The 11692-nt window shown below is 71.0% G+C and carries 6 protein-coding genes and 2 pseudogenes; 2 read left to right on the forward strand and 6 right to left on the reverse strand.

Going from position 1 to position 11692, the window contains the following annotated elements; all coding sequences use genetic code 11:
• A pseudogene (locus D7X55_RS26000) lies at positions 1–186 on the forward strand (DUF4438 domain-containing protein); the annotation flags it as partial.
• Here the strand turns inward: D7X55_RS26000 and D7X55_RS26005 are convergent.
• The 3 genes from D7X55_RS26005 to D7X55_RS26015 form a co-directional block, all read right to left on the reverse strand.
• Positions 169–516, reverse strand: a complete 348-nt coding sequence (locus tag D7X55_RS26005; protein WP_233610065.1) for a response regulator transcription factor — start codon at positions 514–516, stop codon at positions 169–171. The pseudogene D7X55_RS26000 and the gene D7X55_RS26005 overlap by 18 nt on opposite strands.
• A gap of 48 nt (positions 517–564) precedes the next feature.
• Positions 565–1182, reverse strand: coding sequence for a hypothetical protein (locus D7X55_RS26010; RefSeq protein WP_233610066.1), 618 nt, complete (start codon positions 1180–1182; stop codon positions 565–567).
• Positions 1183–2905: 1723 nt separating this feature from the next.
• Positions 2906–4600: a hypothetical protein gene (locus D7X55_RS26015; RefSeq protein WP_120546653.1), complete on the reverse strand. Its 1695-nt coding sequence runs from the start codon at positions 4598–4600 to the stop codon at positions 2906–2908.
• Positions 4601–5318: 718 nt separating this feature from the next.
• Between D7X55_RS26015 and D7X55_RS44810 the strand changes: the two genes are divergently transcribed.
• Positions 5319–6590, forward strand: a complete 1272-nt coding sequence (locus D7X55_RS44810) for a FadR/GntR family transcriptional regulator (RefSeq protein ID WP_233610067.1) — start codon at positions 5319–5321, stop codon at positions 6588–6590.
• 124 nt (positions 6591–6714) lie between these two features.
• On the opposite strand, the gene D7X55_RS26025 is transcribed toward D7X55_RS44810, so the two are convergent.
• The 3 genes and pseudogenes from D7X55_RS26025 to D7X55_RS26035 form a co-directional block, all read right to left on the reverse strand.
• Positions 6715–9456 (reverse strand): VWA domain-containing protein, encoded by a 2742-nt coding sequence (locus D7X55_RS26025; protein WP_121724487.1) that lies wholly within the window; start codon positions 9454–9456, stop codon positions 6715–6717.
• Complete coding sequence (locus D7X55_RS26030) at positions 9453–11186, reverse strand: BatA and WFA domain-containing protein (RefSeq protein ID WP_120553067.1); 1734 nt, start codon at positions 11184–11186, stop codon at positions 9453–9455. Before D7X55_RS26030 ends, D7X55_RS26025 begins: the two co-directional genes overlap by 4 nt.
• Positions 11183–11692, reverse strand: a pseudogene (locus tag D7X55_RS26035) (DUF58 domain-containing protein); the annotation flags it as partial. The pseudogene D7X55_RS26035 and the gene D7X55_RS26030, both read right to left, overlap by 4 nt.

Consider the following 11692-nt stretch of genomic DNA (forward strand, 5'->3'; position numbering starts at 1 on the left):
GTGGGGGTGGTGGTGCACTCGGACAGCAAGGTCGCGGGGCACGGGCCCGGGGTGACGCCGCTGCTCATCTGCCCGCAGGAGTGCGTCCGGCTGGTGTGCCGGCCCCAGGCCAACGTGGCGCTCCTGCTGGGGCTGCGTCAGAGCGTGGCGCCGCCAGCGCGGCGGCCGTCAGGGAGTGGGCGGTAGGGACACGGCGCCCAGGCAGCGCGACACCATGGCCGCGCGGGTGTCCACGCCCAGCTTGACGAAGATGCGCCGCAGGTGGGCCGCCACGGTCCAGGTGCTGATGTTGAGCTTCGTGGCGATCTGCTTGTTGCCCCAGCCCGCGCAGACGCACGAGACGACCTGCAGCTCGCGCGACGTGAGCAGCCGCACGTCGGAGGCGGGCCCGGTCGCGGGGGGCGCGCCGGGCTCGGCGGGCACCAGGTGGTAGCGCTGGCCGTTGATGATGAGCTCACCGGCCAGGGCGTGGTTGCGCGCGGGGGGAGGCGCCGGGCCGCCGGGGTCGGGAACCACGAGCAGCACATGGCTCCCGGGAGGAAGAGGCGTCCGCATGGCGGGGGCTCAGGCCGGGTCCGCGAGTTCGGGAGACGTGAGGATGCGCCAGAGTTCGGAGGCTTCGCGCGGGTGCCCGGAGGCGCGCAGCTCCTCCGCGAGGCGTTCTCCCGCGGGAGGCTCCGGCCGTTCGCGAGCGAACGTCACCAGCCGGGTGGCGCCGCGGCGGCCGAAGCGCAGCTCGGCATGGAAGAGCAGCGCCAGCGCGCGGGCCGAGGCGAAGAGGCCTCCGGAGGCAAGCTCCGTCTGGGTGCAGGAGGCCAGCATGGGACGGAGCACGTGCGTGACAAGGACCTCCAGCTGCGCGCGTTGAGCGCCGCGTTCCCGTCCGGCCCGGGCGAGCGCCGCGAGCAGCCGGGGGTCCTGGGCGAACAGGGCCGGCGCGTTGTCGGAGTGAGGGATGGCATCGAGCCCCAGGCGTCCCAGCCGGTTCTCGAACGCCTCGGGTTCACGCTGCTTCCAGAGGCAGAGCGCGGTGGCGAGCGTGGGCCCTGACAGGGGCCAGGCGCCCCAGCGGAGCTCGTGGCTGGACGCGGATTCGAAGGTGACGGAGTCGAAGGGGTGACCGAACCAGGCGAGGACGAACTCCAGGGCGCGGGCCTCCGGCGTGGAGAGGCCCAGCCCCATGAACTCCTCGCGAGAAGGCGAGCAAGGGCCACGCACCGCGACGGTGCCGCGATGGATGGGTCTGCCGCCCTCGAGGTCGAGGACGATTCGGGCGCCATCCGGGAAACCGACCACGTGCCCCTGGAGGAGAAGTTCCTCGCGAGCCGCACGGAAGGGAGAAGCCGGTGCGTCCGCGTCGAGGGACCGGGGCTCGGAGAACAGGGCGGCTCCGGAGCGGAGGTGGACATTCTCCTCGTGGGAAGCGCGAGCAGTCTCCTCTCCGGAGTTTCCAAACGGATTCACGCCGGAACCGGAGTGATGGTGCTCTTCATGGGTTGCGCGACCGGATTCCGCCTCCGAGTCTCGGAAGTGATGGTTCATCTCAGCGGCGGAGCGAACAGGCGTGCGCTCGGGTTCCCTGAACGGATCCACGCCGGAGCGCGGATGAAGGTTCCCTGCCCGGGGAGCACGACCGCTGGCCCTATCAGAGGCGCCGGCCAGGCCTCCGCTGGGATTGGGGTAACGGCCCTCTTCACGAGCCAGGCGTTCCGATGCCGCACCCATGCGAGGCCCTGATTCACCGAGGAGCGCTGCCGCCGTGTGACTCACCTCGCGTGCCGCGCGAACGGATTCAGGGAGGGACGCCGGTTCACGGAAGGCCGCAGCGTCCAGTTGGAGCTCCCCGCGCGTCGCACGAACAGATTCCGTGCGGGGCATCCGGTCGCCCAAGGGCGCCGCGCCCAGGGGACGCGCTCCGCGCATCGCACGACTGGACTCCGCGCGGGACGCCCGGTCACTGGGCGACGCTGCTTCCGGGTGACGCCCCCTACGCGTCGCACGTACGGACTCCGCATGCGGTACCGGCCCGCTGAACGCGGCTGTTGCCGATGGGCGCTCTCCGCGCGTCGCGCGAACGGGATTCGTACGAGACGCCTGGCCACCGAAGAGCGCTGCCTCCGGGTGACGCGCGCCACGCACCGCACCAGCAGACTCGGCGCGAGGCGCTTGTTCGCCGAACGGATCCACCTCCGGGCGGCGCGCCTCACGGGCTGCATGCGAGGACGCGTCCTGCGTCACGCGGGTCCGGGGCGATGCCCCAGCGAGCGCGCTGGAGCCGGGGCGTGGAGGACGAATCCCCTCACGGGTCGTGCGCAAGGCGGAGGCAGAGGGTTCGGATGCAACGGATGCACGGCCCTCCACTTCGGAGAAAGGCTCACGGCCACGCGGGGAACGTCCCTCCTCCCGGGCCGAGCGGGACGGGATATCCCGTGCGTGCCGTGGGTCGGAGCCCGAGCCACGACGCGCAGGACGCAGTTCCTCCCGAGCCGCGCCTGAAGAACCGGAGGACTCCCGCTGCGTCGTCCGGCCGCCAGGCCCGGCGGCTTCGAGCGGATCAACACCGCTCCGCGGAGAAGGTCCAGGGCTGAGTGGACGAGACTCCGTCGCACCTTCCCGTGAGAAGGGAGCATCCCGTTCGAGGTCGGAAACCCAGCGGTCCAGGAGCGACATCACCCCCTGGGAAGCAACGGGCGCACGGTTCCGCTTCCGCCCCGAATCATCACCAGCCACGGCAACCTCCCCTGCGAACCATCCAGGCCCTGCACAGTAGGAATCCCCCGGGCGCAGGGAAGTTCGGCCCGGGGCCCGGCTTCACGGTTGATTTCAGGATGGAGTCGCCACCGCGGACAGCCAGGACGACAGTGCCGTCATCCCGGAAGGAGGGCCCGACGCTGGCTCGCCTGCTCTAGAACAAGCGCGAGTAGATGGACGGAGCCCCCGGCCGAGGCACCCAACGTTTCGCATCCCGGGGCAACCACAGGATCTGGAAGGCCTCCGCGAGCCCATCATAACGAAGGCGGTGCTCGCCCCGAGCCAGGCTGAACTCAGGAGTCGTGACGCGCGCGCCATCAATGAACATCGCGCCGGATTCGAGCAGGCTCGCGGGCTGGACGAAGTACCGGTCGGAGCGAACCGCGAGGAAGCGATCCTCCAGAGTGCCGGAGTCCGAGTTCACGCGATAGCGCTGCCCCCACAGGAACAAGTCACCGTCGTAGGGCTGGTAGTACGTGTCGAGGAAGCGGCGCAGCGCCAGGGGAAGACCCGAGGTGCGCAGATCATCCACCCGCATCACACAGCCCTGCGCCACGAGCACCCGAGGCATCTCCTCGGAAAGCAGGTCCGCGAGGGAGCCGCGCAGATACGCATCCGTGTAGAAGTAGAAGTGCGCATGAGGCCGGCTCACGAAGCCGCCCGAGTTGTCATAGACGACATCCTCCGGCCCCGTGAGCGCCGCGATGCGAGCCAGCACCTCGCGCTGACGCGCATTGCCGCCACCATCCAGCAAGGCCTCCACCTGCAAGGCCTGAACAGCGAACAGGCCGCCCAGCCCGGCAAGGCCAACGGCGCGTACGACGGGAGTGCGCAACCCAGAGGCTACGACGAGGACGCCGCGAGCAGCGAAGGGAGCCAGCACGCCCAGGAAGGGAAGCAGGCTGTACGGAAACGGAGCGCGCTGGAGCGCATAGGCCCCAAAGGTCGCGGGCACGGCCACGAACAGGAGCAACTCGGGAGTACGCCAATCCTTCAGCAACCGGGGGACCATCGCGACGAGCCCGACGCCAGCAAGGAGGAAGAACGCGGGTTGTTCCCCCAGGGCCGGCACCAGGTATTCGCGCCACGAGAAGCCCGGGTAGTGGCGCTGGTGTTCAGAAGCCCAGACGAAGCACCACTGCCACCAGGAGCGCCAGGACCCTGTGACCGTGAGATACGCAGCCACCAGGCAGGTCGCGGAGATGACGCCCACGAAGAGCGCGCGAGGCGCTGCGATGAGCGAAGGCACAGCACTCCGTCGCGACACGAAGCCGACCAGGAGCACGGCCATCACAAGCCCGCCGAAGAAGAGTGCTTTCTGGGAGCCCCATGCTGAGGCGACGAGCAGCGCGCCCGCCAGGAACGACGAACGGAAGGAGCCGGGTTGCACGGCCAGTGCCGCAAGGGCTCCCAGAAAGAGCGCGGCGGTGAGGGCATCCGGGCGCACCTCGGTGGCGAAGTGCAGGAAGCCCGGCGAGCAGAGCAGCATCAACGGAGCCAGGAGCGCGGCGATGCGTCCTTCCCGCCGGTTGATCAGGAACACGGAGACACACGCCCCAGCGAGCGGCACGAGCATCGCGGCACGAAGCGCGAGCACGTTGCGCGGATCATCCCCGAGCATCCGGAACAGCGGAGCCAGCACCTGGTACACGAGAGGAAAGTGCACCTCGAAGAAGTCGCGGTACGGCACCTGTCCGTGGGCCATGAGCCACGCGGCATGGGCGTACTGGAACTCGTCGATGCTGAATGCCTTGTGAAGCGCGAGGCGAGAGGCCTGGAGCGCGAGCACGCCCAGGACGACACCCAGCCCCCACCGCAAGGCCCGAGGCTCCGTCATCGGCGCCGTCATACCGCGAAAACACTCCACCATGGCCGCGCACCGCATACGCGCTGGAAAGCCGGACAGAGAACCAGATCTGCGACATGCCAACGACCGTTGCCTCACCACCGAAGCAACTCAACCTTCCACACGGCAGAGCCGGCGAGACGCCAAGGCGGGTTGGGGGCAGAAGCTCCGCCCGGGAAGCGGCTGATTCAAAACCTCTCCGACAGCCAGACAGGCTCACGCCGCATGACGCCTGGGACTGTCGCCCATGGAGCGCCGCTGTGGGCCGCGGCGTCATGCAGGCGCGACGCCCGCACCAGGTGCGATTGCCCCAAAACCGCTCCAGCAGTCGGACAAGCTCACGCCGCATGAACCCAAGGACACGCGCCATCAGAGCACAGCGATACGCCGCGACGTCGTGCGTGCACGGATGCCAGGACAGCGCCACGGGCAGAGGCACCCGCCTGGGCGGGGTTGGTTCAGAACCCGTCCGACTGTCGGACAGGTTCGCGCCGCATGAAACCAGGGACACGCGCCTCGCAAGGTGTAGCGGTGATGCGCGATGTCGTGCGCGCGAGGGCGCCAGGACCAGGCCTCGGACAAAGATGCCCGCCCGGGGGCGGTTGCCAAAAAACCTGTCCGACAGTCGGACAGGTTTTCTTCGTCCGGCTCCGGAGGGGAGCCTCGCGCGTCCATGTCAGACCCCTGTGGTTGGATGGCGATGCTGGGACGAGGAGGGGGAATGGGGATGGAGCACGGCGGGCTCGTGGCGTACGTGGAAGCACAGATTGAGCGCGACATCGCGCTGGGACGGATTCACCCGAACGGGCAGTTCGGCTCGGAAGCGAAGCTGGCGCGTCACTATGACGTCTGCCGGGGCACCATCCGTGAAGCGCTGCGGCGGCTGGCGGCGCGGGGCGTGGTGGTGCAACGGCCTGGACGCAAGACGCGCGCGGTGCCGTTGGATGAGTCGCTGACGCTGGAGAACCTGGGGCTGGCGCTGCATGACAAGTGCTCTCCGGAGGCCCGGTGGCTCTTGCAGGGCTACTTCAGCCTCCGGCGGCAGGTGCTGGTGGAACTCCTGTCCGACTGCTGCACACGGGCTTCCAAGCGGGACCTGGACCAACTGGGGAGCATCTGCTTCGGAATCTGGGACGCGGCGCGCTGGGAGTCAGGGGCCTACTGCGCCCAGGTGGAATTCGAGTTGCTGCGGCTGGCGGCCCGGGTGGCGGACCGGCCCGGGCATGTGCTTCTCGTGCAGTCCCTGCAGCGGGCCTTCATGGTCGGCGCGGCCCAGTTGCTGCCCCTCCTGGGAGGTGAGCCGCTGCGCCAGTGGGTGAACTGCGCGAAGGATGCCCTGCATGACCGCGATACGCGGGCCATCCAGCACGAACTGCCGGCGCTGATGAAGGCACACGATGACCTTGTGCTGGACGCCTTCGCACCTACCCTCCAAGGACATGTGTCCCCCGAGGCATCGGGCCACCAGAAGAGCCCCGTTGAAGACATCGCGCCAGCCACAGGCAGGAGTGGGTCATTGGATGCACGCCCCTGCGACGAGACGCGTGGCCTCAATCACCTTGGTCCAGCCGGTACACCGGATGATGAGCCAACTGCAGTTTCCCGCGTAGAGGAGCATGTCCTCGACCAGCGTGAACCAACCGCCGCGCTGGACGGTGCGCTGCCGGCGGCTCACCGCATGAAGGAGCGCGACTCCGACCGACTTGTATCAGCCACTACGCAGGGCGATGTGCTGACGGCGGTTCCTCGCTTGGAGGAGCCTGACCTCAACCAGCTTGCACCAACCGCCGCGCAGAACGACGTGCTGACGGCGGTTTTCCGCGTGGAGGGGACTGCTCTCGACCAACGCACACCAGCCACTGCGCAGGACGATGTACTGACGGCAGTTCTCCGCATTGAGAAGGGTGACCTCGACCGACGCCCACCAATCACCGCGCAGGACGAGGTGCTGACGGATGATGTGCTGACGACAGTTTCCCGCGTGGAAGAGTGAGCCCCCGACCGACCGGCATCAGACGTCAATCGGGATGACGGGCTCAAGGCAGATTCCGGCGTGGCAATGGGCCCCGGAGGCTTCCGCTCGACTCGTGCTTCCGGGCCTCTGTGCATGACTCCCTTCAGCGGCCCGTGCGGCGCCTTGCTCTCGCTCGCGCGGCCTCCAGCGCGGAGTCCACTCCGGCTGGCGGTTTGGGGGGCTCGGGCTTCTGCTCGGCAGGTGGTTCCGGAGAAGGCTGAGCCAGCGTTGTCATGGGCCTCGGGCCCGGGCCCGGTGCCGTCATGGTCCCTCTCGCGGTGGCTTCCTTCATCGGCCGTTCTCGCGCTGCTCGCACTCGCGGCGCGGAGAGGAACCGGCGCACGGCCACCTCCGCCAGCATCGCCGCCAGTGCGAACGCGACCAGCCATGGCGCCAGCGCCACGCGGCCCTCCGACTCGGGCGCCTCCGCGAACAGGCCTGTCATCGACAGCCGCTCCTGGCCTCCGCCCACCGCCGACAGGGCTCGCAGGAGCTTGAGTCCCTCCTTCGCGCTGCCGGGTTCGAACTCCGGCGCGTACGGCAGTGCCACCGGTGGCGCCCTCAACGCGCGCCCTCCCCACTTCACCACCGGGTGCCAGGTGCCGCTGCCTGTCAGGGGGTACTCGACCACCAGCCGGTCCTCGTCCTCCCAATGCAGCGGCCTCTCCACTCCGGAGCGCCCGTCGCCGGACAGCAACACCGCCGTGGGCAGCGCTCCCGGCATGGGCTCACCCGGCGGCAGGTCCAACGTCACCCTCAGCAGGTTGCCCTGGCGCTCCGAGCGCACCACCGCCTCCTCCTTCGGCGTCGTCCGGCCCATGGACCAGCGCACCACCGCCTCCAGCGTCGCCCGGAGCGCGCTCCACTCGCGCAGCTCGCCCGTGTACTTGCCGTCCACCTCCGCCGTGAGCGCCACCGTGCGCCCCGCGCCATGCGGCCACAGCGCCAGCACCGGCGCGGCGTTGGTGTCCAGCGTGCGCAGCGCCACGTTCGCCCGGGGCTTCAGGTAGGTGAGGTTGTAGCCGCCCACCTGCGGCAGGCCCGCCGTTGGCAACGGCCCCAGCAGCGGCAGGTCCGGCGCGGCCTCCAGCGACGCGGGCTCGTCCACGAACGTGGCCCTCGCCACCGCGAGCGTCTCCTGGCTGAAGATGCGCGGCAGGCTCATGGCGTCCTCCGCGAAGTAGATGCGCCCCTCGCCGCGCCGGGCCACCTCGCGCAGCAGGTCCGCGTCCGGATCCGTGGGCTTGCCCAGGCCGATGACGGACACCGTCACGTTGGCCTCTCGCAGCGCCGCCAGCGTCTGCTGGTAGTCGCCCGGTTCCTCCGAGTCCGCCGCGTCGGAGAACAGCACCACGTGCCGCGTGGGCTTGTCACTGCGGAGGAGCTCCTTGCGGCCCGCGCTCAGGGCCGTGCCCACGTAGATGCCTCCACCTCCGCTGAAGCCCCGCGCCACCTTGTCGAACGGCAGCCCTTCGCTCACCGGGCTCAAGGGGAAGATTTCATGCGGCTCCGTGTCCACCATGTGCACGGAGGCTTCGTCCTTCGCGTTGAGCAGCGTGAGCGCCGCCGTGACGCCCTCGGCGGCCAGCTCCATCTTCGTGCGGCCGTCCGGCACCTGCACGCCCATGGAGCAGCTCGAATCCATGAGCACGCTCATCGCCACCGAGGCACGCCGCTGCTCCTCGCGCATCTCCAGCGACACGGGCAACAGCGGCTCCAGGGGCGAGCGCCGGTAGCCGCCCTCTCCGAAGCTCGACCGCCCTCCCGTCATCACCAGCCCGCCCCCCGCCTGGTCCACGTAGTCCGCGAGCGCGTTCAACCCCGTCTCGCCCAGCGCGTTGGCGTCCACGTTCTCCAGCACCACCACGCCCACGCCGTCGAGCGCCTCCAGCGACAGGTGGAATGGCGCCTTCACGTCCAGCGACATGCCCGTCGCCGCCAGCGCCTTCGCCAGCGTTCCCGACGGCTGCGCGGTGAGCAGCAACACGCGCGGCGGTCCCTCCACGCGCAGCACGCCCACGCCCACGTCGTTCTCCGGGACGCCGTCACCGGCAACCTCCACCTTGAGCCGGTAGTGCACGAGCCCCGGCTCCTCCAGGAGGTCTCTCAGGGGCAGCAGGTTGGGCCCGGGCTTGAAGTCGTACGGCCCCTTCACCAGCACCTTCCCGTCGCGCTCCAGGCGCACGGTGCCGGTGATGGCCGAGGTGGCCTGCACCACGGCGGAGAACTGGAAGGGCTCGCGCACGGAGACCGTGGCGGGCACGTCCAGCGACACGACGGCCACGTCCAGCGCGGGCTCCGGACGGGCCACCTGCCGGTAGTCCACCGCGATGCCTCGCGCCGCCAGCCGCCGCGTCGCGCCCCGGGCATCCGCTCCCGTGGCCCGGCCGTCGGAGACCACCAGGACGCGGCCCGTGCGCTCGGAGGGGATGAGCGCGCCCGCCGCGTCCAGCGCGGCCGACAGGTCCGACGCCTCCGCGTCCACCGGCCGCGTGAAGCCGCCGAACCGGCCCACCTCCGACAGCGGAGACTCCACCCGGGCCTCGCGACCGAAGGTGATGACGCCCACGCGGTCGCCCGGGCGGCGCTGGGACTCCACCAGCGCGATGAGCTCCTGTGCCACCCGGTCCACGTCCAGCGGCATGGAGCGCGAGCGGTCCACCACCACGGCCACGTCGCTGCCCGCGTTCGCCAGCCGCAGCTCCGGCCCGGACAGCGCGCCCACGCCGAGCACCAGCAGCGCCCACCGCAGCACCATGGGCGGACCGGGCCGCCGGCCGTAGCGCCACAGGAAGAGGCCCAGCGGCAGCAGCAGCAGCCACGCCTGGGGAAGGGTGAAGGTCATGCCTTCCTCGTGACGTAGAAGTCCGCCAGCAGCGCGGCCAGCAGCACCACCAGGGGCCAGCGGGCGCGCTCATGGCCGCCGGTCCCATCCGAGTCCTCGCCCACGTCCTTCGCGGCCACGTCAGCGCTGCCCCGGCCGCGCAGGTCCGACTCGCGCGCGTCCAGCGCCAGCACCTCCAGTGAGTCCACGTCGCGGCCCTCGCGCTCCAGCACGTAGCGGCCGGGGCTCGTCGGCGCGGGCAGGCTCAGCGAACCCGCGCCGAACACGGGCTTGCGGCCCGAGGGCCCCTTCAACGCGTAGCGGGCACCGGCCTCCGTCACCACGGAGAGCGCTTCGCCCAGGTTGAGCTGACGCCGGGGGAAGCCTTCACGCAGCCGCCGCGCTTCGCGCACCACGTTGCCCAGCAGCACGGGCCAGGCGGTGGTGCGCTGGAGGTTGGAGCGCGCCAGGTCCACGTTGAGGTGCAGCCGCCCGCCCTCCTCTTCCGATACGAGCACGGCCTCTCCCGCGGTCATCAGCGGACGGCCCGGTGGATTCGCGCCCGCCGTCCACCGCACACCCGCGAGCTGCACGTCGTCCATCAGCGTGCTGCCCTTCTCCGTGAAGAACGGCCCCACGAAGGTGCGCAGGGGCCCCTCCGCGCCCAGCGTCACGCGGGCCTCGGCGCGCGCGGGCCCCACGGACAGCACCGGCGCACCGGGGACGGGAGGGCCATGCGCCACGTCGGGGGACACCGATAGGAACCGCTCCAGCGCCTGCTTCGACGCGGGCGACAGCCCCTCCGTCAATCCCACGGACACGGGCATCACGGGGGACGGAGGCAGGCGCACGTGTCCGTCCTCGGGAAGCGCGTCGTCCGGGAGGGACACCTCCACGTCGCCGGCCTCGCGGAAGGTGAGGCGCACGGTCGCGGCGCCCTCTTGCGGCAGCGCGATGCGCTCCGTGCGCTCGGTGCCTTCGCGCGCGCCCGGCCCTGGCGCCGCGCGCACGCGGGCTTCAACTTCCGAAGGCCCCGCTCCGAAGCGCGCGACCCGCAGCGTCACCGTGGCCCGGCCTCCTTCGTCGCGCCGCTGCGCGGAGACCAGGGCCACGTTGCCCTGGGAATGCCCCAGCGCCGTCCAGCGCACGGAGGGCGGCACGGTGGCGTCTTCCGAAGGCGGAGCGTCGGTGAAGAAGTGCACGCGCTTGCCCGGCCCCGCCAGCTCCTGCGCCCACAGGAGCGACGCCGTGACGTCGTGGTCCGGTCCGCGCGCCTCGAAGGACTCAAGTGCGGCCAGGGCGCGGGATGCATCGGCTTCCGGTCCGGCGATGACCTGGGGGGCCACACCGCTCGCGAGCACCGTGACGTGCGTCGCACGCTCGGTCTCCACACGCTTCGCGGCTTCGGCGCGCACGTGCTCCAGCACCGTCTTGCCATCCGGAGCCCGCGCGGACATGGACAGGCTGCCGTCCACGACGAGCACGAGATGACGGCGGTGGGCCGTCTCTCCCAGCCGCACGTCCGCCAGGTACAGCGCGGCGGCCAGCACGGCGAGCGCCTCCAGCAGCAGGGACGCCTCCCGAGTGAAGCGCTCCCACCGGGGTCCGCCCTCCGCGCGAGGACGCGGCGTGCGCCACAGGAACAGCGCGCTCACCACCACCGGCTTCTGCCGGCGGCGCAGGAAGTACGCGGCGACCAACGGCACCAGCGCCCCCAGCGCCAGCAGCCCCCAGGGAAGCCCGAAGCTCACGCCCCGCCTCCTGCCACGAACAGCGCGCGCAGCGGTCCCGCCAGCTGCGCTCGCAACCCTTCCGCTGCGTTCACGGTGAGCAGCGTTCCCCGCGCCCGCACCGCCGCGCTTCGCAGCGCGCGCTGGTGCGCCTCGAAGCGCCGGGCGTAGGCGGCCAGCACGCTGTCCGTCAGCAGCTCCTCCAGCGCAACACCGCTCTCCGCGTCCACCAGCCGCGCGCCCTCGCCCCCCGTGGGGTTCAGGTCCTCCGCGTCCAGCACCTGCACCAGGAACAGCGCCGACGCGCCTCGCGACAGCCGGGCGCACAGCGCCTCCAGGTCCGTCTCGAAGAGGAAGTCGCTCACCACCACCCGCAGCCCACACGGCCTCAGCGGCGGCAGCCGCCCCAGCGCCGACGCCAGGTCGTCCCGCGCCTCGAACTCCGCCCCTCGCAGCGCCGCGCGGCACGCCGGCCCCTGCACCCGCTCCGACCTCGCCCCGCCCCACAGCAGCGTCGGCGTCAGCCC

Origin of the sequence: Corallococcus sp. AB049A (assembly GCF_003668885.1) — a bacterium.
GTDB classification, from domain to species: Bacteria; Myxococcota; Myxococcia; order Myxococcales; family Myxococcaceae; genus Corallococcus; species Corallococcus interemptor.

Coding starts and splice junctions, on each gene's coding strand:
- D7X55_RS26010 (WP_233610066.1), bottom strand. CDS start 1,182: ATGGGGCTGGGCCTCTCCACGCCGGAGGCCCGCGCCCTGGAGTTCGTC.
- D7X55_RS26015 (WP_120546653.1), bottom strand. CDS start 4,600: ATGACGGCGCCGATGACGGAGCCTCGGGCCTTGCGGTGGGGGCTGGGT.
- D7X55_RS44810 (WP_233610067.1), top strand. CDS start 5,319: ATGGGGATGGAGCACGGCGGGCTCGTGGCGTACGTGGAAGCACAGATT.
- D7X55_RS26025 (WP_121724487.1), bottom strand. CDS start 9,456: ATGACCTTCACCCTTCCCCAGGCGTGGCTGCTGCTGCTGCCGCTGGGC.